At 64.0% G+C, this 23,159-nt stretch carries 26 protein-coding genes and 1 pseudogene; 14 read left to right on the top strand and 13 right to left on the bottom strand.

Features of this window, described 5'->3' with window-relative positions; translation table 11 throughout:
- Nucleotides 1-150: 150 nt before the first annotated feature.
- Nucleotides 151-372, bottom strand: coding sequence for a hypothetical protein (locus tag E5X88_RS02645; RefSeq protein WP_292157969.1), 222 nt, complete (start codon nt 370-372; stop codon nt 151-153).
- Between the two features lie 321 nt (nt 373-693).
- Here E5X88_RS02645 and E5X88_RS02640 point away from each other — a divergent pair, with 321 nt between their 5' ends.
- From E5X88_RS02640 to E5X88_RS02630, 3 genes and pseudogenes are all read left to right on the top strand, one after another.
- Nucleotides 694-957, top strand: coding sequence for a metal-sensing transcriptional repressor (locus E5X88_RS02640; RefSeq protein ID WP_126043224.1), 264 nt, complete (start codon nt 694-696; stop codon nt 955-957).
- Nucleotides 958-1,031: 74 nt separating this feature from the next.
- A pseudogene (locus E5X88_RS02635) lies at nt 1,032-1,949 on the top strand (cation diffusion facilitator family transporter); the annotation flags it as partial.
- 93 nt (nt 1,950-2,042) lie between these two features.
- Nucleotides 2,043-2,753, top strand: coding sequence for an ABC transporter permease (locus E5X88_RS02630; RefSeq protein WP_292157966.1), 711 nt, complete (start codon nt 2,043-2,045; stop codon nt 2,751-2,753).
- Nucleotides 2,754-3,649: 896 nt separating this feature from the next.
- Here the strand turns inward: E5X88_RS02630 and E5X88_RS02625 are convergent.
- The 4 genes from E5X88_RS02625 to E5X88_RS02610 all read right to left on the bottom strand — a co-directional run bounded on the left by E5X88_RS02625 (nt 3,650) and on the right by E5X88_RS02610 (nt 6,344).
- Nucleotides 3,650-3,850, bottom strand: coding sequence for a VOC family protein (locus E5X88_RS02625; RefSeq protein ID WP_292157964.1), 201 nt, complete (start codon nt 3,848-3,850; stop codon nt 3,650-3,652).
- A 72-nt stretch (nt 3,851-3,922) separates the two neighbouring features.
- A complete protein-coding gene (locus E5X88_RS02620) occupies nt 3,923-4,840 on the bottom strand; it encodes an NADP-dependent oxidoreductase (RefSeq protein ID WP_292157962.1) in 918 nt (305 codons plus the stop codon).
- 284 nt (nt 4,841-5,124) lie between these two features.
- Nucleotides 5,125-5,316, bottom strand: coding sequence for a hypothetical protein (locus E5X88_RS02615; protein WP_292157960.1), 192 nt, complete (start codon nt 5,314-5,316; stop codon nt 5,125-5,127).
- Nucleotides 5,317-5,378: 62 nt separating this feature from the next.
- Nucleotides 5,379-6,344 (bottom strand): helix-turn-helix transcriptional regulator, encoded by a 966-nt coding sequence (locus E5X88_RS02610; protein WP_292157958.1) that lies wholly within the window; start codon nt 6,342-6,344, stop codon nt 5,379-5,381.
- Nucleotides 6,345-7,014: 670 nt separating this feature from the next.
- Between E5X88_RS02610 and E5X88_RS02605 the strand changes: the two genes are divergently transcribed.
- Nucleotides 7,015-7,218, top strand: coding sequence for a hypothetical protein (locus E5X88_RS02605; protein ID WP_292157956.1), 204 nt, complete (start codon nt 7,015-7,017; stop codon nt 7,216-7,218).
- Here the strand turns inward: E5X88_RS02605 and E5X88_RS02600 are convergent.
- Both E5X88_RS02600 and E5X88_RS02595 read right to left on the bottom strand, forming a co-directional pair.
- Complete coding sequence (locus E5X88_RS02600; protein WP_292157954.1) at nt 7,215-7,511, bottom strand: antibiotic biosynthesis monooxygenase; 297 nt, start codon at nt 7,509-7,511, stop codon at nt 7,215-7,217. The genes E5X88_RS02605 and E5X88_RS02600 overlap by 4 nt on opposite strands.
- 143 nt (nt 7,512-7,654) lie before the next feature.
- On the bottom strand, nt 7,655-8,713 hold the full coding sequence (locus tag E5X88_RS02595; RefSeq protein WP_292157952.1) for a trans-aconitate 2-methyltransferase: 1,059 nt from the start codon (nt 8,711-8,713) through the stop codon (nt 7,655-7,657).
- 185 nt (nt 8,714-8,898) lie between these two features.
- On the opposite strand from E5X88_RS02595, the gene E5X88_RS02590 reads away from it, so the two are divergent.
- Complete coding sequence (locus E5X88_RS02590) at nt 8,899-9,783, top strand: LysR family transcriptional regulator (RefSeq protein ID WP_292157951.1); 885 nt, start codon at nt 8,899-8,901, stop codon at nt 9,781-9,783.
- 112 nt (nt 9,784-9,895) lie between these two features.
- Here the strand turns inward: E5X88_RS02590 and dinB are convergent, their stop codons facing one another.
- The 3 genes from dinB to E5X88_RS02575 form a co-directional block, all read right to left on the bottom strand.
- Nucleotides 9,896-11,137, bottom strand: coding sequence for a DNA polymerase IV (gene dinB, locus E5X88_RS02585; RefSeq protein ID WP_292157949.1), 1,242 nt, complete (start codon nt 11,135-11,137; stop codon nt 9,896-9,898).
- Between the two features lie 279 nt (nt 11,138-11,416).
- Nucleotides 11,417-11,875, bottom strand: a complete 459-nt coding sequence (locus tag E5X88_RS02580) for a GNAT family N-acetyltransferase (protein ID WP_292157947.1) — start codon at nt 11,873-11,875, stop codon at nt 11,417-11,419.
- 81 nt (nt 11,876-11,956) lie between these two features.
- Nucleotides 11,957-12,325 carry a hypothetical protein gene (locus tag E5X88_RS02575; RefSeq protein WP_292157945.1) on the bottom strand — a complete coding sequence of 123 codons (369 nt, stop codon included), beginning with the start codon at nt 12,323-12,325 and terminating at the stop codon, nt 11,957-11,959.
- A 204-nt stretch (nt 12,326-12,529) separates the two neighbouring features.
- On the opposite strand from E5X88_RS02575, the gene E5X88_RS02570 reads away from it, so the two are divergent.
- Nucleotides 12,530-12,832 (top strand): hypothetical protein, encoded by a 303-nt coding sequence (locus tag E5X88_RS02570; RefSeq protein ID WP_292157942.1) that lies wholly within the window; start codon nt 12,530-12,532, stop codon nt 12,830-12,832.
- A gap of 51 nt (nt 12,833-12,883) precedes the next feature.
- Here the strand turns inward: E5X88_RS02570 and E5X88_RS02565 are convergent, their stop codons facing one another.
- A complete protein-coding gene (locus tag E5X88_RS02565; protein ID WP_292157940.1) occupies nt 12,884-13,579 on the bottom strand; it encodes a helix-turn-helix transcriptional regulator in 696 nt (231 codons plus the stop codon).
- 82 nt (nt 13,580-13,661) lie between these two features.
- Here E5X88_RS02565 and E5X88_RS02560 point away from each other — a divergent pair, with 82 nt between their 5' ends.
- From E5X88_RS02560 to E5X88_RS02550, 3 genes are all read left to right on the top strand, one after another.
- On the top strand, nt 13,662-13,961 hold the full coding sequence (locus tag E5X88_RS02560; protein WP_292157938.1) for a hypothetical protein: 300 nt from the start codon (nt 13,662-13,664) through the stop codon (nt 13,959-13,961).
- Nucleotides 13,962-14,031: 70 nt separating this feature from the next.
- A complete protein-coding gene (locus tag E5X88_RS02555; RefSeq protein WP_292157936.1) occupies nt 14,032-14,556 on the top strand; it encodes a hypothetical protein in 525 nt (174 codons plus the stop codon).
- Between the two features lie 65 nt (nt 14,557-14,621).
- Nucleotides 14,622-15,230, top strand: a complete 609-nt coding sequence (locus E5X88_RS02550; protein WP_292157935.1) for a DUF6456 domain-containing protein — start codon at nt 14,622-14,624, stop codon at nt 15,228-15,230.
- Nucleotides 15,231-15,640: 410 nt separating this feature from the next.
- Here the strand turns inward: E5X88_RS02550 and E5X88_RS02545 are convergent, their stop codons facing one another.
- On the bottom strand, nt 15,641-15,865 hold the full coding sequence (locus tag E5X88_RS02545; RefSeq protein ID WP_292157933.1) for a hypothetical protein: 225 nt from the start codon (nt 15,863-15,865) through the stop codon (nt 15,641-15,643).
- An 88-nt stretch (nt 15,866-15,953) separates the two neighbouring features.
- Between E5X88_RS02545 and E5X88_RS02540 the strand changes: the two genes are divergently transcribed.
- From E5X88_RS02540 to E5X88_RS02525, 4 genes are read left to right on the top strand one after another with little or no spacing between them, the layout of a single operon-like run.
- Entirely contained in the window at nt 15,954-16,934 is a 981-nt protein-coding gene (locus tag E5X88_RS02540; RefSeq protein ID WP_292157931.1) for a glycosyltransferase family 2 protein, read from the top strand.
- Nucleotides 16,915-18,588 (top strand): hypothetical protein, encoded by a 1,674-nt coding sequence (locus tag E5X88_RS02535; RefSeq protein WP_292157929.1) that lies wholly within the window; start codon nt 16,915-16,917, stop codon nt 18,586-18,588. The genes E5X88_RS02540 and E5X88_RS02535 overlap by 20 nt, the downstream gene beginning before the upstream one ends.
- Complete coding sequence (locus E5X88_RS02530) at nt 18,581-19,558, top strand: lysylphosphatidylglycerol synthase transmembrane domain-containing protein (RefSeq protein ID WP_292157927.1); 978 nt, start codon at nt 18,581-18,583, stop codon at nt 19,556-19,558. Before E5X88_RS02535 ends, E5X88_RS02530 begins: the two co-directional genes overlap by 8 nt.
- The gene (locus E5X88_RS02525) at nt 19,555-21,303 is read left to right on the top strand and encodes a hypothetical protein (protein ID WP_292157925.1); all 1,749 of its coding nucleotides are present in this window, start codon (nt 19,555-19,557) and stop codon (nt 21,301-21,303) included. Before E5X88_RS02530 ends, E5X88_RS02525 begins: the two co-directional genes overlap by 4 nt.
- Nucleotides 21,304-21,319: 16 nt before the next feature.
- Here the strand turns inward: E5X88_RS02525 and efp are convergent, their stop codons facing one another.
- Complete coding sequence (gene efp / locus E5X88_RS02520; protein WP_292157923.1) at nt 21,320-21,889, bottom strand: elongation factor P; 570 nt, start codon at nt 21,887-21,889, stop codon at nt 21,320-21,322.
- Between the two features lie 132 nt (nt 21,890-22,021).
- Between efp and epmA the strand changes: the two genes are divergently transcribed.
- Nucleotides 22,022-23,068, top strand: coding sequence for an EF-P lysine aminoacylase EpmA (gene epmA, locus E5X88_RS02515; protein ID WP_292157921.1), 1,047 nt, complete (start codon nt 22,022-22,024; stop codon nt 23,066-23,068).
- Nucleotides 23,069-23,159 lie beyond the last annotated feature (91 nt).

Below are 23,159 nucleotides of genomic sequence, written 5' to 3'. Positions count from 1 at the left end.
CAGGGCACCTCGATTGCCCAATATTGCGGAAGGTGGCCGAGCGTCAGGCGCAATTGCAGCGTCAGGGAAGCGGTCGCCAGACGTGGGCGCCACTTCCCTGGCGTTCGACGCGGTGCCTGGCTGATCGCCAGGAGGTCTACGACTGTCAACTCAACTCGGCGCGTGGTCGTCCAGCGCTTCGACAACAAAAGACGCTGCAATCAGGTCGTCGGCATGCAGCCGAAGGGAGCCTTCACTTCCTCCCATAATGGCGGCGACCTTCTGAAAAGTTTTCATCTCGTGCTCGGTAATCCGGGCGCTTCGCATCTTTGCCTTGAGATCAGCGACGCGCAGGCTGAGCGTATGGGACGTTCCAATTTCACGGTTCGACATGATAACATGCTCCTCCCCAACCCATGCTTGTTTGCTCCCCACCGGTATTCGCCCGTGCCTATGTTGCCTAAATAGTCGCCTATGTTGCCTAAATATGAGGCATCGCGAATACAGCGCCCCGAACGCGTGATGCGAAGGAAGGTTCCAGCGCAACACGGTCACGAAATAATACGACGCGGCCGGCGGCCGGCAAAGCTATCCGTAGGAGGGTGGGCAGATCGCTGGTCGCGCTGACGGTTCTCTTGGAGCCGCAGGATACTCAGCGGCAGAGTGAATCCAAAAGGATTGACTGTATCCCCGGGGGGAGGATACGAAAGAAGCATGTCCGAAGGCATCCACCATTCGCATCCCGCTATCGTGAAGCGTCTGAAGCGCGCGCAAGGCCATCTTGCGGCGGTGCTGTCCATGTTCGAGGCGCATCGCCCTTGCGTTGATCTGGCGCAGCAACTCCATGCCGTGGAAAGCGCCATCAGCAGTGCAAAGCGCGAACTGATCCACGATCATATCGAGCATTGCCTGACAGACACCGCGGAAACGGGCGGCAACTCGCTGGCGGAACTCAAGCAACTGGCGAAATACCTGTGAGCGGTCAAATACCTGTGAGCGGTCTCGGTGCGCGCATTCTCGACTGGCTCGGGTTCGGATCGCGCGATCACGCCGTGCGTGGTCACGATCACGGCAGCGGGGCGCATGGCCATACCCACGGGGTCATCGATGCGACCATAGCGACGACCGACCGGGGCATCTGGGCGATAAAATGGTCGTTCGTCATCCTGGCCATCACGGCGGCGATGCAGATGGTCGTGGTGGTGCTGTCGGGCAGCGTGGCGCTGCTGGCCGACACGATCCACAACATCGGTGACGCCACCACCGCCATTCCGCTGTGGATCGCGTTCATACTGGCCCGGCGCAAGCCATCGCCGACATTCCCCTACGGCCTTGGCCGGGTCGAGGACCTGGCCGGGATCATCATCGTCGTGATCATCCTGTTCAGCGCCATCGTCGCCGGTTATCAGGCCATCGAGCGTCTGATAAATCCACGCGTGGTGACGCATCTTGGTTGGCTGGCGGCGGCAGGCATTGTCGGGTTTCTCGGCAATGAGGCGGTCGCGGTGTTCCGCATCCGCGTCGGCCGGGAAATCAACAGCGCCGCACTCATTGCCGACGGCTACCACGCCCGCACCGACGGCCTCACCAGCCTGGCCGTGGTCATCGGGGCGCTCGGCGTCTGGCTCGGCTTTGCGCTGGCCGACCCGATCGTCGGCCTGCTCATCACGCTGGCGATCTTCGGCATCGTCTGGCAGTCGGCGCGTTCGGTGCTGACCCGCATGCTCGACGGCATAGAGCCTGGCGTCATCGACGAAATCCACCATGCCGCCGCGCATGTGCCGGGCGTGCGCCTTGTCGACGCCAAGGCGCGGTGGATCGGTCACAGGCTGCACGCCGATATTGCCATCGCCGCAGACGAAACCTTGCCGCTATCCGAGGCAAACAAGACCACGGCAGCGCTGGAAAACGAACTGTTCGAGCACATGCCGGCGCTTGCGGCAGCCAATATAAGATTTGCGAGCGCGGATGCGGATCATCCCCATGAACATGCTCACGGCGAACACGACAGGCACAGCCACTAACGGTCGCCCCGACCAGGTCGTTTCTGTTACGCTCACCTGATGTTCCAAATTCTTGTCGAGTTCCAACGAACGATCTATCTGGCGCTCGCCGAGCAGATCAGATTGCTCTCGGTGGGAGGCGACTGGCTGGCGTTCATGGCCTTCCTGCCGATGGGCGTCGTCTTCGGCGCTGCGCATGCGCTGACGCCTGGCCACAGCAAGGCTGTGCTGGCGACATATCTTGCGGGTTCGGATGCGAAGGTTCCGCGCGGCCTTCTCGTATCGATCACGCTGTCCTTCACGCATGTGATGATTGCCGTTCTGATTGCGGTTCTCTCGCTGCCGCTGGTCTCCATCGCCTTGGGCAGCGTCGGCCGTGCTCCGCTTTTGGAGGATATCAGTCGTGGGCTGCTCGGCCTGATTGGTGTCTGGATGCTCTGGCGCGCTTTAAGCCACGGCCATCACCACAAGCATGAGGGCGAGGCGGTCGGCGTGATGGCGGGTCTGATCCCGTGCCCGCTGACGCTGTTCGTGATGACCTTCGCGATCTCCAGAGGCATTCCCGGCGCCGGCATTCTGTTCGCAATCACCATGATGGTCGGCGTGGCGTTGACGCTGTCCTGCGTCGCGGTGCTGTCGATCCTGTTTCGGGAACGTCTGGTGGATTTCTTCGCCAACAAGCCGCAGCTGTTCGAAACCATTTCCCGAACCATCGAAGGCGCCGCCGGGCTGGCGCTTGCGGGCGTTGCCGTCTGGCAGGTCGCCTCCTGATCATGCTCAAGGGTGGATCGAGCCGCACACCATGCGCCGGTGCGGCGACGCTGAGATGCCGTCCTGCCAGATGGAATTTAAGATAGGGCTCTATCTCCTTGTTTGATGGAACTTTTCCGGATCATGTCACGTCCTCGCGACACCATGTCGGGCGCGCGGCCGCGCCGCATCGACATTGTCGGTGCGGATTAGCGAGCGTCGAGCAACGGCGCACCGGACCGGCTCGCCGGAGGCCAATGGTATTTTTAATGGAACGCTAATATACATAGGCGCTCGAACGGGTAGCCCCTGCCAAATACCTGAGGAATGCCATGCGAGGCTTCATCTTCACGGCAATGTGTATTGTCGCCGCAACAGCCGCTAACGCCCATGATTGGTACCAAGACAAGATTGACCCACAGACGAAATTCAGGTGCTGCGGAGGTTCTGATTGCCGCGCCATACCTCGGTCGTCGGTGATGTCGAGGATCGACGGTGGTTACACTTACTTGCCACATAATTTCACCATCCCGCGTGACCGGGTGCAGGAATCCCCAGACGAACAATACCATATCTGCGAGAGTACCTACGCAGTAACCAATCAGCTGTATTGGCGTTGCTTTTTCGCACCTAGTGCCAATGTCTCTCTACTTCTCCAACGTTAGGGTTATAATGAATTTTGCTGCCGAGATCGACATCGGCAAAGGGCGCAACTGTGGCAAATTTGGTCGCGCCGCACGCTGCCCTGAAAGGACGTTCGCGTTCGCTACACGAGAAAGCATCCGATAGCGGATTGTCCGTTTCATGGCGCGTTGCGGCCGTTCGTGTTTGTCGCAGCGGGCGACCGCTCACCACCCTCTCCAGCCGTTCAAGTTGGCGCGTCAAAATTCAGCTGCCCGCTCAGCGGATGACCCCGCTCATTGGCTGGCGACCACCATGCGGTTGCCCTCGCTGTCGCGAAATTCCGCCACCGTGCGGCCCGGCTGCCAGGGCGCCTCCTGCGGTTCAGTGACGATCTCGACGCCGCCCGCCTTCAAAGCAGCGATCATGGCCTCGACATGCTCGTCGACCAGCACCATCACAGGCTCCGCGCCTGGCGTGTCGTCGGCGCGCTTCACGAAATGCAGGTTCGTGACAGCGCCGGGAAATGCCAGCTCGATCCAGCGCCAGTCGCGTGCATTGATGGGCGCTCACGGACGAACGCGAATGATCGTCTTCCCGCTGATCCGCTTGGTCGGGTTGAAGGCAGCGACGGCATCGTCGAGGGTCGAGACAGTTCCGATGTTCGTCCGCAGTCGTCCGTCCCGCACCCGCTGGACGATCTCACTCAGTTGGGCACGATCGGACTCGACAACGAAGTCGATCGCCAGACCGTTGGTGGGCCGTGCCTCGGCCGGCCCGACGATGGACACCAGTGTTCCTCCGGCACGAATCAGGTCTGCGGACCGCTTCTGGATGTCACCGCCGATGACATCGAACACCAGATCGACTTCGCCGACGTCTTCCAGGGCGTCGTTCTCGAGGTCGACGAACTCTTGCGCACCGAAGTCGAGCACCGCCTGACGGTCGGCGGCGCGTCCGGTGCCGATGACGTAGGCGCCGGCCTCGCGCGCGAGTTGCGTCACCATCGAACCGACTGCGCCGGCCGCGCCGTGCGCGATCACGCTCTGGCCCGCCTGAAGGCGGCCGTGCTGGAACAGCCCTTGCCACGCGGTCAGTCCCGAGATCGGCAGGCTCGCGCCCACCGTGAAGTCGACGTCGCCCGGCAACGGCGCGAGGTTGCGTGCCTCGATCGCCACATACTCGGCCAGGGTGCCGTCGCGATGCCAGTCCGCGAGGCCGAACACCCGCTGTCCCACCGACAGCCCCGTCGTGCCGTAGCCGAGAGCGGTGACCACCCCGGCCAGCTCGTGCCCAGGGATCGACGGTGTTCGGTCACGGTCGCGGCGATCGGTCCAGGTCGAGGGCCACGCCAGCTCAGTCGGGACGAATCCCGACGCATGAATCTCAACGACGACGTCGTTTATCGCTGCCTGCGGCTCGGGCCGCTCCACCAGCTTCATCCCGGCCGTTCCTGCAGCCTGGTCCGTTACCACGATCGCCTTCATCGTCCATCTGCCTGTGTGTGGTAGGTCGTCATCTTCTGAATTCCTTTGCAGACGAGCGAAAATGGGAAGGCGAAACTCGATGGGTCCAATGACCTTTTGAATCGATGCCATCGACGCGGCGTGCAAAAATCAACGGTGGGGTACAAACATCTGCTTCTCACGTCGAAAGGGAGCGTTTTCCTAAAACCACGTTGCCACTGGTGCTGGCGCGATGAAACCCGTGTCGGGCGTCTCTGGACGAGCGGATACGCATTCTGGAATCCAGGGCTGGCCAGCGCCGAGGGTCAGTGCGCCAGGCGTGCGCGAATCTGGCTAGGACGGGGAAAGAGCTCGGTTGGGTCGCAGCGTCGGGTGTGCACGAGCTCACGCAGTTTGCTTTCGGCCTTTGCTGTTTCCAGTTTTTTCTTCTGCCAAGCAGCGAGTTCAGCCAACGTTGAAGCCTGACACAGTTTCGACAGATGAACGGATGTCGCCATCGACACGCCCTTTCAAAATCGCGCGCCTGACGGGAGAGAGGCCTCGGAGTGCGGTGTTTGGCTCAAGCGCCCTTATCATCCTCACCGTTCTTTACACTGTGCCGGTACTCGCTAGGATCAACGTTGTAGGCTTTGCGAAATGCTCGCACGAAGCTTGTGCGGCTCTCATATCCCGCGTTATGCGCCACAACATCGACGGGCGTCGTAGTCGTCGTCAGATCAAGCGCAGCCTGCCGCATCCTGAGGTCGCGAAGAATGGCCATGGGCGACCGACCAAAGATTTCGGAGAAGCGGGCCATGAAGGCCGAACGGCTCAGGCTTGCGCTGTAGGCAAGACTCTGGATCGTGTGCGCAGCGCCAGGGCGGGCCACCATGTCGGCGAACGCGCGCGTGATCTGGCGGTCGGCAAGGATGGAGAAACGGTCCGTCCAGCTCTGCGATGATTTCAGCGAGCGCCGCGCCAATGCGATGATGACTTGTTTCAAAAGCGAGGCCGTCATCGCTCCCATGCCGACCTCTTGCGACAAGAGCTCATTCATGGCCTCACGGAGCTTGCCATCAATCTTGTCCGACGGTTCGAATTGCTGAACGACTGGTTCGCGCAGGTCGCGAAACAGACCAACCGACTGACCGAAGGACGCGTTGAAGAAGCCGCAAATTTGCACGACCTCGGGCTTTTCGTTCGGAACAGCGACGCGCAAGAGGCCTTCTTCGTCGCGCTTCCAACAATCGCGGTTGATCAGGCGGGTAGCACCGTTGCCGCCATCGACCTCGATCGAAAAGGGCGTATTCGGGGGAACGATGATGAGCAGGTGCGGCATCAACTGCATGTTCGGGCCGCGATTGATCGATATCCGTCCAGAACCCTTAAGGTTGTAGTGGATCGCGGGCGCATCGATCATTCCCATCTCGACCCGGTGGCCGCGCGGAACGAGGATTTCCGTCAACGCCACGACGTCGATCTCAAGCGCCCGCATGAGGTTGTTGAGGTCGGCGGTGGACAGCTTTGAGGCAGAGACGGCGATCATCGAATCGGTCCGCTCTCCCTGTCCGCTTCCGGCTCGCGATTTGATCGTATTTCGCATAGCAACCTGCTTACAAAATCAACCCGTGACTCCGCTAGGCGAATGATGCCTTCATCCTTGAACTGGATTTAGGGCGCGCTGAAAGGACTTCCGCAGTGGCTGTCCGGTTAGAATGCAGGTAGATCTACGGGCAGGAAGTGGCGAAGGGGCTGGGCACCAACGCCTTTGCCGAACCTACGTTCGGCGGAGACGTTCGGGTAAACGGCTGCTTGCTGCTATCTTCGCCCCAATAGCGGTCAGTGTCCTTGCGGCCCCGATCGAGACGTTGAGAGCCTTGCAGCAAAGCGTCCGCTTCTGGCGCAAAGTGGCTTCGGCATTGCGCCGCCCCCAACAAGGAGGGAGATTGGCAGCTCCACCGGCAGCGCCTTTCGTTCCAGCGTTGGAGACTGGCGAACGCGATGGCGACATCCGATCAAGTGGGGAGATGTCCGACAAGGGGGCGGCGTAGAGCATCGGCTTCGATGCTCCCTCGCCAGCCACTGCGCCCCGCGCAGTCTCAGTGCGTGGTGGTGTGCGCGCAGGTTTCGGCCAGGCGTCCGGCAACGTATTCGCCGTCGGCGGATATTTGGCCGGCCGGTTTTCGGCGCTGGAACTCGGCAGCGCGTCGTAATTGGTGCCGAAGAAGAAGGGGCCCGACGCCGCGCCCAGGCTCAACACCGATGACGAACGGCGGCTGCGCCGCTATGTCGATCTGTTCAACGCGCGCGACTTCCGCGCGATGAGGGCGCCGACCGGCTATACCCATCCGGGACGACCGGGTCGTCCGGCGTGCACGCACCTGGCGACTTCGGCCATCGCTGATTGGGAGCTTCCTTAAGTCATTTCCGCAACAACTGTCCCCGAGACGGGGTCCGTCACGCCGAGATCGCCACCGAGGTCTTCAAGCAGATCACGGAACCTGTCGAGAATGGCGATCATGGCGGGCCGCGCGGCGGCGAGGCTGTCCATGTCCTCCCACTCGCCAATCATGCAGAATGTGCGGTCGCTGGTCTTGATCAAGGCGCCCTTGCGAAAGCCCGTCGCGTTAAGCGAGATATTCTCATGCGCCTCGACGAACGCCTGTTCCTTGCCTGGCTTCGTGCGAAAGCGGACTACGTTGTAGGCGGTCATAGCTTCCTCCACTTTGAGCTGCAATTTTCTTGCCGCGGCCGCTAGAGCGGGATGCATTTGAATTGACCTGTCATCCCGCTCTATCTGTTTGTTTTAGCCGCATTTCTGCGACGCTAAGCGATTCCGCTTGGCTGCAAAATGCTCTAGGGGCGGGCCTCCAGCACCATGTTGAACGGCGTCTCCGCGGCGCGACGGAATCGCTTGAAGCCGCCGCTGGTCACCACCTTGCGCAGCCTCGCCTCGCCGGCCTGGGCGCCGAGCCCGAGCCCGACTTCCTGCGACAGGGACGCGGGCGTGCACACGAACGTGGAAGCGGCATAGTAGACGCGTCCGACCGGATTGAGGTTCGCCGCCAGATGATCATGCGCGAACGGCTCGACGATCATCCACGTGCCATCCGGCTTGAGCGACCCGTGGACATGGGTGGCGGCGCCCGCTGGGTCGCCCATGTCGTGAAGGCAATCGAAGAAAGCGACGAGGTCATAGGTGCCGGGATAGGTTTTGGCGGCCGCGACCTCGAAGCGCGTGTTGGCGCCGACGCCGGCTTCCTCGGCGGCCTTGCGGGCGCGCTCGATCGACGGGGCGTGATAGTCGAAGCCGACGAAGCGCGAATTGGGGAAAGCACGTGCCATCAGCACGGTCGATGCGCCATGACCGCATCCGACATCCGCGACCTCCGCGCCGCGTTCGAGCTTCTCGACGACGCCCTCCAGAGCCGGCAGCCAGGAGTCGATCAGATTGGCATTATAGCCGGGGCGGAAGAACCGTTCCGTGCCGCGAAACAGACACGCGCTGTGATCGTGCCATGCGAGGCCCTTGCCGGACTGGAATGCCTGCCTCACCTTTTCTTCATCGAGCCACAGCGAGGATAGGGCCTCGAATGCGCCAGCCATGAAGGCCGGGCTTTCTTCATCGGCGAACACCAGCTCCTGTTCGGCGTTGAGATAGAACTGGTCGTTGGCTTCATCGTAGTCGACGTAGCCCGCGGCCGCCTGCCCGGAAAGCCATTCCCTTACAAGGCGTTCCTGGGTGCCGGTGCGTGTCGAAAGTTCGGCGGCCGTCATCTTGCCGCCTTCGCGCAAGGCCTTGAACAGGCCGAGTCTGTCTCCCAGCAAGACTCCCGCGCCGGTAGCGATCGCACCGAGATCACCGACCATTTTCCCCAAGAATGCGTCCAACTTTTCCTGATTGGCTTCAGACATCGGAATCTCTCCTTTGGGCTCGATCTCCCCAATCGCGTTCGGTGACGCCGATCCTGGTTTCAGATCGGCTCCGGCGGCGGCCAAGCTGCCATAAAGGCCGCTGAAGTTTACTTGAGCGTGAGGGCGGCGGATAATGCCGAATTATCATCGCGGCGATGCAGACGAGACATCGGCGGGGGCGTATCATGGAGATGCACGAAATCCGCTATTTTCTGGCGGCCAGCGAGACTCTCAACTTCCATCGCGCGGCGGACCTCGTTCACGTCGGCCAGCCTGCGCTGACGCGGGCCATACAGAAGCTGGAGGCGGAACTTGGCGGCTATCTTTTCCACCGCGAGAAAACCCGCGTCCGGCTCACCGATTTCGGCTGTCTGATGCGGACCCATCTGGACGAAGTATTCCAGCGTTCGGAGACTGCGAAGAGCACAGCGAGGAGTTTCCTCTCTCTGGAAACGGCGTCGCTGACGCTCGGTGTGATGTGCACCATTGGCCCGCTGCGCTTCATCGGTTTCCTCAATGCCTTTCGAGAGCGCTATCCCGGCATAGAAGTGACCGTGATCGAAGGCGCAGCAAGCCATCTCACCGACCTTCTGACCGAGGGCAAGCTTGACGTCGCCCTGCTGGCAAGGCCCGAGCCATTCGACCATGGCCTGAAGGCGGATCCTGTTTACCGGGAGCGCTTCGGGCTCGCCTTCTCGACCGGCCATCCTTTCGAGATGCGCAATACGCTTCATCTTACCGACGTCCGCGGCGAAGCCTATCTTGAGCGCATCAATTGCGAATATGGCGATCACATAGACGGGCTCTGCCGCAACATCGGCTTCGATATCCGCAGCGCCTTTCGCAGCGAGCGCGAGGATTGGATTCTGGCGATGATCGCCGCGGGCATGGGTGTCTGCTTCATCGCAGAGTACTCGGCCAGCCATCCCGGTGTCCGTCACAGGCCCGTCGTCGACCCTGAAATCATCCGCGAGGTGTCGCTCGTTTCAGTGGCCGACCGCTTGCCTTCACCTGTTGTCTCGGCTTTTGCCGAAGCGGTGAGGGACCACGACTGGCAAACGGCCGAATAGCAGCTCCCGGTTGAAGTGAATCCGCGTGGCCGGGCCAGGAGCGCGGGTCTCGGTCAGTCGGACGCGCACTTCCACCATAAGGGAGGCGACATCAAGTATAATCGAGCGCGCCTTACAATTCCTTTTCGGCCAGCTCGCGAAACGCGTCGGGAACTGAGCGCGACAGTCCGAGCGCGACCGAGGCATAGCCGACCGCCTCCCAGCCGAAGCGGTCGCGGATCTTGTCGATGGCGCGGTCGGCGGTCCAGCGTGCCGCACCCTTTCGAGTACCGGGGCGGCGGCGGTCGTCGTCGAGGCCGAGCGGCAGTTCCAGTTGCAGGCCCGGCTGCTTCTCCAGATGGGAAACGGCGATTGCCAGCAGCGAGATGGCCTTCTCGTGCGGATGATCGACAAGCACCTTGCGCACCAGCGCCTCGGCGACCTCGGCCAGCATGGCGGTTGCCGAAATCGGCTGGTCGAGTGTGATCGAGCGTGTCACCGAGCGCAGATCGGCAAAGCGGACGCGGACCGTCACCGTACGGCCGGGCCGGGATTTCGCCCGCAGCCTGGTGGCGACCCTGTCGGCCAGATGCAGCAGGGTGGGCACGAACACGTTCTCCTCGGCCGGTTTCCGGCCGAGCGCCGATTGCGCGCCGGCCGACCGCGCCCGGCGCTGCGGCTCGAGCTTGCGCGGATCGCGGTTCCAGGCCAGCGCGTTGAGCTTTTCGCCCGCCGCCGGGCCGAGCAGGCGCTCCAGCGCCCCACTGTGGGCCTTCGCCAGTTCGCCGATGGTGTTGACGCCGATGCCGGCCAGCCGCTGCCTGGTCACCGGACCGACGCCCCACATCAGCTCGACCGGCAGATCGTGCAGGAACTCCAGCTCGTGGCGGGGGTCGACGACCACCAGCCCGTCGGGCTTGGCGACTTGCGAGGCGATCTTGGCCAGATGCTTGGTGCGCGCCACGCCGACCGAGATCGGCAGGCCGAGTTCGGCGCGCACGCGGCGGCGGATCGTGCCGGCGATCTCGGCCGGCGAGCCGAACAGATGGGTGCAACCTGCGACGTCGGCAAAGGCCTCGTCGATGGAAATCCGCTCGACCACCGGCGTGAAATCGCCAAGCACTTGAATAGCCGCGTCGCCCAGCCGCTGGTAGTCCTTGAAGTGGCCGCCGACGAAGATCAGCCCGGGGCAGAGTTCGCGCGCCCGCCGCCCCGGCATGCCGCCACGCACGCCGAAAGCCTTGGCCTCATAGGACGCGGCCAGCACCACGCCGCCGCCGACAGCGATCGGCTTGCCGCGCAGGGCCGGGTCGAGCAACTGTTCGACCGAGGCATAGAAGGCATCCAGATCCGCGTGGAGGATGTTGGCTTCCATCCGGCCCGTTCGCCCGCGGCGGTTCGGACGCCGCATTGTCTTGAGGGTGGTTTCGATCGGAACATAAAGAGAACATTGCGGGCGAATTGTCAAGGAGCCTGGATGACAGGCGGAGGGCAATCGCTTCAGGTTTGCGCTGCCCCCCTGCCTTCCAGTGCTGGTGATTAGCGAAAGCTGAAGCGACATCCGATCTCCCCCGCAAGGGGGGAGATCGGTAGCTTCGCCGGCGGCGCCGACTTCGATAATTGGCCGATCCGCCCTGATGACAGGTGCCGCGACCTACAACGCCATCTTGTAGCCGAGATGGCTGGCGGTGAAGCCGAGGCGCTCGTAGAAAGCGTGCGCCTCGCGTCGGCTCTTGTCCGTGGTGAACTGGACAAAGCTGCAGCCGCGCGAACGGCACGCTTCAACAGCCCATTCGACCATCCGTTTGCCGACGCCGCCGGATCGCCGGTGCCGGGCGACGCGAACGCCTTCGATCTGGCCGCGCCAGGCGCCTTTCCTGGAAATGCCCGGAAGGAAGCTGAGCTGCAGGGTTGCGACCACTTGCCCGGCTTCGACAGCCACGGCCAGCAATTGGTTGGGATCGGCGTCGATTGCCCGGAAGGCATCGAGGTAGGACGGCGCGAGCGGCGTCGACGGGTCCTCCCGGCCTGCGCCGAGCGCGTCGTCGGCAAGCATTGCAACAATCGCCGGCAGGTCGGGCGCTTGCGCGCGACGGAACTCGATCTCGCTCATCGAGGGGATGACATACGGCGTGGTGTCGGCGACGGCAAGAGCGATCCAGCCATTGGCGGCCGATGGTGTCAGCGCCTCGGCTTACGCGGCCTGCCGTCCCCAGAGGCGGTGGCCGTAGCGGCGGAAGAATCGCGCCAGGAGTCGTTGCTGCCTGGCGCGGGCGAGATCGGCGCCGCGTCTTTCCTGGCGCCAGCGCGGCATGTTGCGATAACAGGCGATGAAGCGGGCGGCGTCCTCTATCGCCTCCTCGGCCGACTGTGCCGGGCGGATCGCCGCCAGGAACAGGGCCTCGCCGTGCTTCAGCCGGTCGACCATCGCCTTGCGCTGGTCGTGGCCTTGCCGCGCCTTGCCTATGCCGTCGAGGCGGATGGCCGCGAAGGCCGCCAGCATGGCCGGGCTGTCGCCGGTGTAGCCGCAATCGTGGGCGAATTGGGCGGAGAGGGCGTCCATCCTCGTTTCCTTGCAGTTGGCAGCCGCGACGGAAGCCCGGTCCCGGCGCTCATCCATGTCGTCCGGAGCGGTATTATCGATATAAGCATAACTCAAAAATTGGTACAAGTTAAACTTTTGATCAGGTTTGAGCTGAACCGACTCGACTCTTCGGGAAAAACCCATAATGTTGTGAACAAAACAGGAACGGAGGCGTATGGGGCGATGGCATTGCCGGGCAAGGAAGCGACGATCGCCGAGGTCGTCTCGATTGCGGTCGAGTGTATCGACTGCGGCCGCAACAGATGGTGGAAGCCGGCCGAGCTCAGGCGCTTCGGGGTGACCGCGCAGACGCCGCTGGCGGCCCTTTCGGGGCGCCTCATCTGCAAGGCCTGCCGGGCCGACGGATTGCCGGGCGGGGCGGTTTCGATCCGGGCGGCGTTCATCGACGAGCAGCAGCAGCGCCGCGCCGAGGCGCGGATGCTCAGCGAGCGCGAGGTTCCCCTGGAGAGATCCAGGCGGGCTTGAGTGGTGGCGATCCCTTCTCCCGCAAGGGGGAAGGGATCGCCCGTCGCCCCTTCAATACCCCAGAAGTTCCTTGAGCGGTATGACGCGCCAGACGTGCTTGATCGCGTAGCGGTTGAAGGTCAGCGTCTTTGGCGGATTGTACTGCTCGACGACCAGCTCGGCAGCGGTCCGCTTGACCAGCTTCTTGATGAAGGCCTTGCCGTTGCGCTCGTTTTCCTCGGGGAACATCTCGATCACCACGTGGTCGCCAGGCACGGCGTCGCGGCCGCCGCAATAGAGCATCTCGCCGGGCTCGTAGCGCGGCACCATCGAGTCGGAGAGCACATGCAGCGCAAACACCTTGCGCAAATGGGCGATGCCGGGCGGGCGCTGGACATAGCCGGCGACCTCGCCGTTGAAGGTGAAGTCGCCGTCGTCGCCGCCGACGGCAGCGCCCAGAAGCTCGATGTCCATCGGGCCGGCGGGCAGGGGGGCGGCGTCGGTTACGATCTCGGCGTCGGCGACATTGTCGACGCTGTCGAGGAAGACGACCTCGCCCTTGCCGAGCGCCACTGGGTCGACGCGCAGGAAGGCGGCGGTCTTCAAAAGGTTCTCGGTCTTGGGCAGGTTGCGGCCGGTTTCCCAATTGCCGACGGCGGCGACGTCGGTGTCGTTGTGCTCGGCAATATGGCGCATCACCAGGCCGCGCTGCTTGCGCGCCTTGCGGATCGCCGCCCCGACCTTGATCGACAATGAGGTTTTCGCCATGGCGCCATCTGAAACATAAGAATCGGTTTCGTCCATGAAAGAATGGCTTGCATAAATTTTTGAGTTATGCTTATATACAGCCATGCACAAGCCGCGTCGCCCGATTTCGCTTTTCCATCCGTCCCGGCTGTCCTCCCCGGCCGGGACGAAGCCCGAGGCCAGCGCCTCGGATCCGGCCGCCTTGCCGTCACCGGCGGCGGCCGGAACGGCCGGAGCCGTCCCCCTGCCGGCTCCGGCCACGAATTTCCGCGCGTGCAAGGCGGGCCTTTCGTGCATCCGCACCGAGGACGGCACGATCATCGTCTTCGACCGGCAAACGGGCAGGGCGGTTTCCGGCGCCACCCGCGCGGCGGCCGAGGCGAAGCTTGGCCGCCGGAGGTAGCTCCCCCTCCCTGTTCACGGGAGGGGGACAGCTTCGGCATTCACGCAATCTCTTGAGACGGAGGAAGACCATGACCGCCTGCACCGACAAGCTACCCGAGCAAGCCAAGCTGCCGGGGCAAGCAGAGCTACCCGCGCAAGCCAAGCTGCCGGGGCAAGCCAAGCTGCCTGGGCAAGCAGAGCTGCCGGGGCAAGCAGAGCTGCCGGGGCAAGCCGGTCCGGCAAGGCCGGGCAGGCCACGGCACGTCACGCCGGCCAGGCTGGCGCCGCCGGTCTGGCTGCCGCAGCGCCAGTTCGTGCGCGAGGTCCACGGGCCCGACCGCGAAGTCCTCAAAGTGCCGGCGCCGCGCCCTGCCGCCGTCGGGCGCCAGCCGCATGTCGCGGCCATGCGCTTCATCGACTGCCTGTTCAACCGCTGCCGCGCGCCGCTCGACCTGACGCTGGAGGAAGACCCCGAAAACGACGCGCCCGGCAGCCGGCCGGGATTGGACATGCTGTGCTGCGGCCTGCGCACGGGGCCGCTGAAAAGCTACTGCGCCTATCACGCGGCGCGATTCTGCGACCATCGCCGCACGGCCCTGGCGGATGCGGTGTGAGTTGATCTCCAAGCGCAGCGAGACTTGGGTTCTGCGAAGGCGAAAATCAAACGAGGAGACTGCCCATGAGCAAGAAGACCGCCAAGGCCAAGGCACCCAAGCCGCCGAGACTTCTCAAGGGCGAGGTCGAGCAGGTGCGCATCCGCAAGGAGGTCGGCCATGATTTCGCGCTGAAGGACGACGCCTTCGGCCGCAAGCGGCTGGCGGCCGGCACACTGGAGGCGAGGCGCATCTATGAGGTGTCCAATGACGGCCACACCTCCACCGGCGGCATCGTACGCGTGCGCAATGTCGATCCGCTGACCGGCATCACTTCGCTGTCGCGCCAGCAGCGCGAAGCGGGCATGCGCTACCGCGAGGATTTTCGCGTCTCGGCGCAGGACGGCGTCAAGCCGATGGCGCTGACCGAGCGCGTCGACGGCGGCCGCATCGGCGGCGGCATTGCCGACCGCATCCTGTCGGCCGGCCGCGCCTATGCCGACGCCACCAGGGCGCTTGCGCATTGGGAAGTGTCGGGCGTGGTGCAAAAAGTGTGCTGCCAAGGTGAAACGGTGAAGAGCCTGGCCGAACAGACCGGCGAGGCGCGGGATGTGGTGACGAAGCTGCTCAAGGTGGGGCTGGATATGTTGGCGGTGCACTATGGGATGATGCTGATGCGGCGGCCGCGTGGGTAGCAGGCAACTGGTGCGGTGCCGGCACGGGCAATCACATGCCGGCTTGCGACACGACGGGATTAGCCGCTGACCACTGGGGAGGTGGCTTGACCGATCGGTACGATTTGCGGCGTGCCCTGACATTTTCCGTGGAACTGCCGTCCCGGTCTGCCCGTTTAGATGGGGAAACCAATATGGGAAGTGCCCGATGAACTTTTGGCAAATCAATACTTTGGAGGCGTGCTGCCTTCTCGCCGTTCCGCTGTCGCTCATCCTAACGGTGCTGGCCGCGGGTCTCATCCTTGGCTGAACCTGTTGGAATCGGTCCTTGCCATCAGGACTGGCGGGTCAGGCGGGCATCGCATAAACCATCGGGCGAGGAGACCTAAGCATCCCCTGCAGGATTTCCGGGACAACGTGGATAACAAAGGCTAGTCCGAGCTCACGCGCGTGCCGGCAGTGATCTGCGACGGCACCAGTGCGCGCACGCGGTTGGACGGCGTCGCAGGCTTGCAGCACGTCCTCTGGCCCTTGGTCACGGGCGCGACCATTCGAAGGTCGCGCTGCGGCAGCGAGAAGGCGATGTCGTTATGCCGCGTGACCTGCCCGTTTTGCGACGGCGACGGGTGGCGAGCGCGTTGAACTGACCAGCGCATTGCCGCACCCCAACCTTTTCCATCTTCCTAGTTCCCCGGGGATGGGATATCCGGGTTTTCTTTACTTCGACCCTGATCGGGATCCCCCTTGAAACTGATTGTCCAGATACCTTGCTTCAACGAGGAAGCGTCGCTGGCGGAAACACTTTCCTGCCTGCCGCGCAGCGTGGCCGGGTTCGACGCGGTGGAGTGGCTGATCGTCGACGACGGCAGCACCGACGGCACCGTCGAGGTGGCGCGGAAGGGCGGCGTCGACCACATCGTCCAGTTCCCTTTCAACCGCGGCCTTGCCAAGGCCTTCGTCGCCGGCATCGAACGCGCGCTGGAGGAGGGCGCCGACGTCATCGTCAACACCGATGCCGACAACCAGTACGATGCCAGCGACATTCCCGCCCTTGTCCAGCCGATCCTGGAGCGGCGCGCCGAGCTGGTTGTGGGCAGCCGACCGATCAGGACCATCGACCATTTCTCGCCGACCAAGAAATTGCTGCAGCGGCTGGGCAGTTGGGTGGTGCGCTTCACCTCGGGCGCCGATGTCGCCGACGCGCCGAGCGGGTTTCGCGCGCTGTCGCGCGAGGCGGCGATGCGCCTGCATATATTCGATTCCTACACCTACACGCTGGAATCGGTCATCCAGGCCGGACGCTCCGGGCTTAAGATCGTCTCCGTGCCGATCAGGGTCAACGGCGAAACGCGGCCGTCGCGGCTGGTGCGCAGCATCCCGCGCTACGTCTTTCGCTCCAGTATTTCGATCCTGCGCTCGGTGTTCATCTATCGTCCGGGCCTGACATTCTTCCTACTCGGCCTCGTCCCCTTCGCCGTCGGCTTCTTTCTCAGCGTGCGCTGGCTCGTCCTCTATTTCGAAGACGCCCAGCGCAGCCATGTCCCCAGCCTGATCCTGGCGGCGATCATGATGATCGCCGCATTCCTGTGCTGGCTTTGCGCGCTTCTCGGCGAAATCAACGGCATCAATCGAAAACTGCTCGAAGATGTGAGATACGGATTGCGGCGCAACCGTTTTGGCGGCAGTGGCAGGATCGGCAGCAGGAATGGCGGCGACAGCCAGTAAGAACAAGGGCAAGACCGTGCAGTTTGAAGATGTCCGGCGCGGCATTGCCAGCCTTGTCCTGGCCGAAATCCCCAAGCTGCTCACCTTGCTCGACCGCACGCCGGTCAGTGCCACCTATGGCTGCTTCGACCGCGCCTACTGGCACTACCGGATGATGGATTTTCCCTGCGGCATGTCGCAGGAATTCGTGCTGCCGCTGGCGCTTGTCTGGTCGATGGACGACCTGCCGGGCAATGTCTACCACCGCGATCCCCAGATCCGCGAATACATCCTGGCCGCCATCAGGTTTGCCGCCCGCTCGGCCCATGCCGATGGTTCGTGCGACGACTACTATCCGTTCGAACGGGCCGCCGGCGCCGCCGCCTTCTCGCTGTTTGCCATTCTCGAGACGCTCGATGTCATCGCGCTTCCCGCCGATCCGGAAATCGATGCCTTCGTGCAGCGCAGGGCGCATTGGCTGGCCTCGCACACCGAAAGCGGGCGGCTCTCCAACCATGAGGCGCTGATCGTCTCCTGCCTCGAGCGCGCCGGCCGCCGCTATCCCGGCGCTGGCTTCGAGGCGGCGATGGCGACGCGCCTGCGGCGGTTGCTTTCCTGGCAGCATGCGGAAGGCTGGTTCGACGAATATGGCGGCGCCGATCTCGGCTATCTCTCGCTGACCATCGGTCTTCTCGCCGACCTCGACCGCCGCCGGCCGGATCTCGACTTGAGAGGACCGCTGACCGCGGCGATCGATTTCCTGGCCAATTTCGTCCATCCCGACGGGACCGTCGGCGGCGAATATTCGAGCCGGTCGACGCTCAACTTCTTTCCGTTCGGCTTCGAGATCGCCGGCGCTTGGCATGCGGAGGCGCTGCGGATCAACAATCTGGCCTTGCTGCCGCTCGTCGAGCTCAGACCGCCCTGCTATTCGGACGACCGCATCATCGGCCATCATTTGTGGGGCTGGCTGTTCACCTTGCGGGAATTTCGCCGCGACAGGCCGCTCGACCCGCTGCAACGGACGGGCCGCGCCTGGTTCGCCGGCTGCGGGCTGTTGGTCGACAGGACCCTGTCGACCATGCTGGTCGCGGCGCTGTCGCGCGGCGGCGTCTACAAATATTTCGCCGACGGCCGGCTGGTTGCCAGCGACACCGGGATCACGCTTGCGCTGAGCGGCCGCGGCAAGGTCGCCGTCACCCATCTCGGCGGCGCCACGATGTCCGTGTCGGACACGCATATCGATGTCTCGGGTGAGATGGCCTGGGCCAAGAGCACGCGGCTGACGCCGGCCAAGAACATCGTGCTGCGCGTCGTCATGCTCGGCTTCGGCCGCTTCTTTCCCGACCTCGTGCGGCGTCTGTTGCAGAAAGTGCTCGTCACCGGCAAATCCGCCGCCCCGTTCAGCTTCCGCCGGCATTTCGAAAAGACACCGCAGGGGTGGCTGGTGCGCGACGAGATCTCGGCCGCGCAAGGCTGGCAGGATGTCGGCAGGATCGGCATCTCAGGCCATCAAAGCTCGACCACAACGATCATGGCGCGCGTCTATCAGGAAAGCCAGCTGGTCCCGTTCATCGACCTTGCGCCGCGGCTGAAAGGCCTGGCGGCCGGCGACCGGCTGAGCTTCGAACGGCATCTGCAAGGTAGCCATCCGCAAGGCGGTGGCGATGCGTAAGATCGCCGGCCTCCTCGTCAGCGCGGCGCTGCTTGCCCTGCTCTATGCCTTCATCGACGTCAACGGACTGTGGCGGGCAGCGCGCGCGGCCGATCCATGGTGGCTTGCCGCCGGCATCCTGTTCTTCATACCGCTGACGCTGCTGACCGCCTGGCGCTTCACGCTGGTCGTCATCGGCCGCATCGGCTTTGTCGAGGCCAACCGGCTGATCCTGGCGGCGAGCACGCTCAACATGTTCCTGCCGTCCAAGCTTGGCGACCTGGCCAAGGCCCATGTCCTGTCGCGCCGCCATGGCACAAGCCCCAGCATCGCCTTTGCGATCGTGGTGCTGGAAAAATCGCTCGACATGATGTCGCTGCTCGCCTGGGGCGTGTTCGGGCTGGTCGTCGTCGGCATCGGCCGCCCGGCGATGCTTTGGTTCCTGGTGCCGGTGGCCGGGCTGTGCGCGCTGCTTGTCCTTCTGATCCTGCCGCTGCGCATCCTGCCGTTTTTCCTGTCGAATTTCGGCAGGCTGCTGCCCGGCCGCCTTGCCGGGGCGCTTTCGGCGTTCGCCGGCAGCTGGCAGGAGATGTCGGAATGGTTCTGGGCGACGCCGGTGCGCGCGCTTGGCGTGATCCTGCTCTCGGTGCTGATCTGGGGCGCGCATCTCCTGCAGTTCTGGCTGTTCTCGCAGGCGCTGAACGGCCATGTGCCGGTGCTCGAAAACGCCGCCTTCGCCACGCTGTCGATCCTGGTCGGCCTGTTGCCGTTCACCTTTGCCGGCATCGGCACCAGGGACGCGGCGATCGTCTATTTCTACGCGCCGTATCTGTCGGCGGGCGCCGCCGCTGTGCTCGGCATTCTGGCGACGCTGCGCTACGTGCTCCCGGCCATCGCCGGGGCACCGTTCGTCGCCGATTTCCTCGGGCTGGTGCGGCGGCCCGATCCGGCCGGCGGCGGCTTGCGGCGGTCGCAGGAGCGCAAGAATTGAACGCGCCGACGGCCGGTCAGCCTCCACTGTCCGCCTTTGTGGCGTTCCTCAGGCAGCGGCTGGAACGCCGCGACGACGAGGACCATGTCTGGCTGCCGATGTCGCTGGGCTTCGGGCTGATCGCCAGCCTGGCGTTCCTGGTGGCGGTGTTCCGCGTCGAGGGAACCATTCAGGACGACGCGCGGATGTTCCTGTCCTGGATGGGACGCTGGGACGATCCGGACCTGCTCAAAGGCGATCTCGTCGCCGACTATTGGTATTCGGTCAGCCCCTGGCTCTACCGCGCCGTCTACCGGGCCGCCTGGCTGGTCGGCATCAAGCCGCTCGTCTTCGTCAAGATCCTGCCGGCGCTGCTGTTTGTGCCGATCGCCTTCTTCAGCTACCGGCTGCTGAGGGCGATGCGTGTCGACCCGCTCGCCGCGTTCGTCGCGACGGTCTTCATCCTCAACGTCATGGTGCGCGACGACATCGTGGTCAGCGGCACGCCGCGCGCATTCTGGCCGCTGCTGCTTCTGGTAGGCCTCGACGGCCTGGCGCGCGTCAGGGTCCTGCAGGTCGCATTGGCGCAGCTGTTGATGGCCGGCGTCTATCCGCAGGTCGCGCTGGTCATGGCCGGGGTGATCGGACTGTCCGCGCTGACACCCTGGCAGCGCCCGTGGATCGATCTCAGCCGCCGGCGGCTGGCGCTGGTCGTGCTTGCCGCGGTGGCGACGGTCGCCGGCATCGCGCCCTTCCTGCTCAGGGAGAGCCAGTTCGGCCCCGTCTTCACGTTTGCCGAAGCCAGAACGATCCCGACCTTCTTGTATGGGCGCGGCAAGGTCCTCGGAGCCGACGGCTCGGCCGATTTCCTGTGCCAGACGCGGCTCGGCATTTTCGCCGGCGGATGCAAGGGCTTGCTCGATCCGCGGCTCTATCTGCTGGTCCTTGCCAGCGGGCTTGGGCCCGTTGTCCTGCTCATGCGCATGTTCCGCGCCGGACCGAACTCTGGCGCCCGTTCGCCGCTGCCGTTCAATCTGCTGGTCAGTTCGCTGATCTGCGCGGCGCTGTCGGCGGCGGTGCTGTTCAAGCTGCATCTGCCCAGCCGCTATGCTTCGGGCTTGCTGCTGCTGCCCTATCTGGCCACCTTGCCGGTTCTGTCCGACTGGATCCGGTCGCGGCTTTCGCCGCAAATGCTGATCGAACGCTACAGCGGCAGAACCCTGCTCATCGGCACCGGCATTGCGGCGCTGGCCGGCGTGCTCGCGGTCAGCATCGTCAAGACAGGCAACGCCCTGCCGGGCGACCGCGAACTGATCGCGGCGATCCGGTCGCTGCCGAAAGACGCCGTGGTCGGCGGTTTCGTCGAAGACCTCAATTTTTCACCGGTTCTGACGGGGCGTTCGACATTGTTCAGCCGCGAACTCTCCATCGCCTATGAGAAGGGCTACTACCAGAAGGTGCACCGGCGCATGGAGGTCGTTCGCGATCTGGTGCTGACGACCGACGCATCTGTCCTTGCCGACCGGATGCGGGAGCTTCCCGTCGACGCCCTCGTCGTCACCAGGGACACGCTTGCCCAGGCGCGGATCCCTGCGACCTTTCGCGGCTTTTTCGGTGCCGATCTGGTGGAGATGGAGGCGCGGGCCGGCCAAAACGGGCCGACGCTGGTCGCCCGCCTGGCCCCAGACTGCACCATGGGCGTCTACCGCGACACCGTCATGCTGGACGCGCATTGCCTGGTTCGGGAGGCGGCCGCAGCGCGGTGAGCGATCCCGTTGCCGCTCAGTCCTTTGCGCGCTCCACATAGGCGCCATCCGCAGTCATCACCACCACGCGGGTGCCGGCTGAGATGTGTGGTGGCACTGCGGTGCGCACGCCGTTGGAGAGTGTGGCCGGCTTGTAGGACGAGGATGCCGTCTGGCCCTTGGTCACCGGCTCGGTCTCGACCACTTCGAAAGTGGCGCGCTGCGGCAGCACCAGCGATATCGCGATACCGTTGTGCTGCGAGATCTGCACCGCCATGCCTTCCAGGAGATAAGGCGCCATCTCGCCGACCACGCTTTCCGGCACCGCGACCTGGTCGTAGGTTTCCGGATTCATGAAATGGAAGCCTTCGGCGTCGCTGTAGAGGAAGGTGTGCTCGCGCTCCTCGACATAGGCGCGCTCGACCTGCTCGGTGGTGCGGTAGCGCTCGGAGACCTTCACCCCGTCGGAGATGCGGCGCATGTCGAGCTGGGTCACCGGCGTGCCCTTGCCAGGGTGGATGTTTTCGGCAAAGAGGATCACATAAAGCTTGCCGTCCTTATCGACGACGTTGCCTTTGCGTAGGGAACTGGCGATGACCTTCACCACGATTTTCAATCCTGCATTGGTTCGTTGGCCTTGTCGGCCTGAAATGGTTGATCGGCGCAAATCGGCCGCGCGAGCCGTCGCCCTAGCGCATCTTGGCTTGAACCGCCAGCCTTCTGTGCAATTCCGGTTCGCATGACCGGCGTCTCGCCCTGGTGGACGCCTGATGTCCATGCCGACCGCCGGCCGCGGCTGATCCTGCGCAACCGGATCGCTGCTGCCTTTCGCGACTGGTTTGCGCAGCGCGATTTCGTCGAGGTCGAGGCGGCGGCTCTGCAAATCTCGCCCGGCAATGAGGCGCATCTGTCGGCCTTTGCCACCGAGGCGATCGGGCCGGATGGCGCGCGCCAGCCGCTTTACCTCCACACCTCGCCGGAATTCGCCTGCAAGAAGCTGCTGGCCGCCGGCGAGAAGCGGCTGTTCAGCCTGAGTGCCGTCTACCGCAATCGTGAGCGCGGTCCCTTGCACCATCCGGCCTTCACCATGCTGGAATGGTACCGGGCCGATGAGACCTATGAGAGCCTGATGGCGGATTGCGCCGGGCTTGTTGCGCTGGCTGCCGAGCGCGCCGGCGCGAAGCGCTTCTCCTTTCGCGGCCGCGAGGCCGATCCGTTCGCCGAGCCGGAACGGTTGAGCGTCGCCGAGTCTTTTGAGCGCCATGCCGGCATCGATGTCCTGGCGACCGTCGACGCCGACGGCAGCACCGATGGCGAGGCGCTGCATGCGGCGCTGGTCGAGGCGGGCTTGCGCACGGCGCCCGACGACAATTGGGCGGATCTGTTCAGCCGGGTGATGGTGGAAAAGATCGAGCCGGCGCTGGGGCAGGGGCGTGCTACCATTCTTTATGGCTATCCGATTTCGGAGGCGGCACTCGCCCGGCCGAGCGCTGATGATGCCAGGGTTGCCGAGCGCTTCGAGCTCTATTGCTGCGGCGTCGAGCTGGCCAATGCCTTCGGCGAGTTGACCGATGCCGCCGAGCAGCGCCGGCGTTTCATTCTTGAGATGGACGAGAAGGAGCGCGTCTATGGCGAACGCTATCCGATCGACGAGGATTTCCTCGCCGCACTCGCCATCATGCCGCAGGCCAGCGGCGCCGCGCTCGGCTTCGACCGGCTGGTGATGCTGGCAACGGGGGCGGGCAGGGTGGAGGACGTGATGTGGACGCCGGTGGCGGAGTTGTAAGGAGCTCTACGGCGCCCCCCTCTGTCCTGCCGGACATCTCCCCCACAAGGAGGGAGATTGGCAGCTTCAACGCCCGGCTCACTCCCTGAGA

Origin of the sequence: Mesorhizobium sp. (assembly GCF_004962245.1) — a bacterium.
Lineage (GTDB): Bacteria > Pseudomonadota > Alphaproteobacteria > Rhizobiales > Rhizobiaceae > Mesorhizobium.
The sequence above is the reverse complement of the archived record's forward strand: the minus strand, read 5'-3'. Positions and strand labels throughout refer to the sequence as shown.

What these genes read in the sequence shown, in the direction of transcription:
- E5X88_RS02645 (WP_292157969.1), bottom strand. Translation starts at nt 372, where the DNA reads ATGTCGAACCGTGAAATTGGAACGTCCCATACGCTCAGCCTGCGCGTC.
- E5X88_RS02640 (WP_126043224.1), top strand. Translation starts at nt 694, where the DNA reads ATGTCCGAAGGCATCCACCATTCGCATCCCGCTATCGTGAAGCGTCTG.
- E5X88_RS02630 (WP_292157966.1), top strand. Translation starts at nt 2,043, where the DNA reads ATGTTCCAAATTCTTGTCGAGTTCCAACGAACGATCTATCTGGCGCTC.
- E5X88_RS02620 (WP_292157962.1), bottom strand. Translation starts at nt 4,840, where the DNA reads ATGAAGGCGATCGTGGTAACGGACCAGGCTGCAGGAACGGCCGGGATG.
- E5X88_RS02615 (WP_292157960.1), bottom strand. Translation starts at nt 5,316, where the DNA reads ATGGCGACATCCGTTCATCTGTCGAAACTGTGTCAGGCTTCAACGTTG.
- E5X88_RS02610 (WP_292157958.1), bottom strand. Translation starts at nt 6,344, where the DNA reads ATGATCGCCGTCTCTGCCTCAAAGCTGTCCACCGCCGACCTCAACAAC.
- E5X88_RS02600 (WP_292157954.1), bottom strand. Translation starts at nt 7,511, where the DNA reads ATGACCGCCTACAACGTAGTCCGCTTTCGCACGAAGCCAGGCAAGGAA.
- E5X88_RS02595 (WP_292157952.1), bottom strand. Translation starts at nt 8,713, where the DNA reads ATGTCTGAAGCCAATCAGGAAAAGTTGGACGCATTCTTGGGGAAAATG.
- E5X88_RS02590 (WP_292157951.1), top strand. Translation starts at nt 8,899, where the DNA reads ATGGAGATGCACGAAATCCGCTATTTTCTGGCGGCCAGCGAGACTCTC.
- dinB (WP_292157949.1), bottom strand. Translation starts at nt 11,137, where the DNA reads ATGGAAGCCAACATCCTCCACGCGGATCTGGATGCCTTCTATGCCTCG.
- E5X88_RS02580 (WP_292157947.1), bottom strand. Translation starts at nt 11,875, where the DNA reads ATGAGCGAGATCGAGTTCCGTCGCGCGCAAGCGCCCGACCTGCCGGCG.
- E5X88_RS02575 (WP_292157945.1), bottom strand. Translation starts at nt 12,325, where the DNA reads ATGGACGCCCTCTCCGCCCAATTCGCCCACGATTGCGGCTACACCGGC.
- E5X88_RS02570 (WP_292157942.1), top strand. Translation starts at nt 12,530, where the DNA reads ATGGCATTGCCGGGCAAGGAAGCGACGATCGCCGAGGTCGTCTCGATT.
- E5X88_RS02565 (WP_292157940.1), bottom strand. Translation starts at nt 13,579, where the DNA reads ATGGCGAAAACCTCATTGTCGATCAAGGTCGGGGCGGCGATCCGCAAG.
- E5X88_RS02560 (WP_292157938.1), top strand. Translation starts at nt 13,662, where the DNA reads ATGCACAAGCCGCGTCGCCCGATTTCGCTTTTCCATCCGTCCCGGCTG.
- E5X88_RS02555 (WP_292157936.1), top strand. Translation starts at nt 14,032, where the DNA reads ATGACCGCCTGCACCGACAAGCTACCCGAGCAAGCCAAGCTGCCGGGG.
- E5X88_RS02550 (WP_292157935.1), top strand. Translation starts at nt 14,622, where the DNA reads ATGAGCAAGAAGACCGCCAAGGCCAAGGCACCCAAGCCGCCGAGACTT.
- E5X88_RS02545 (WP_292157933.1), bottom strand. Translation starts at nt 15,865, where the DNA reads ATGCGCTGGTCAGTTCAACGCGCTCGCCACCCGTCGCCGTCGCAAAAC.
- E5X88_RS02535 (WP_292157929.1), top strand. Translation starts at nt 16,915, where the DNA reads ATGGCGGCGACAGCCAGTAAGAACAAGGGCAAGACCGTGCAGTTTGAA.
- E5X88_RS02530 (WP_292157927.1), top strand. Translation starts at nt 18,581, where the DNA reads ATGCGTAAGATCGCCGGCCTCCTCGTCAGCGCGGCGCTGCTTGCCCTG.
- epmA (WP_292157921.1), top strand. Translation starts at nt 22,022, where the DNA reads ATGACCGGCGTCTCGCCCTGGTGGACGCCTGATGTCCATGCCGACCGC.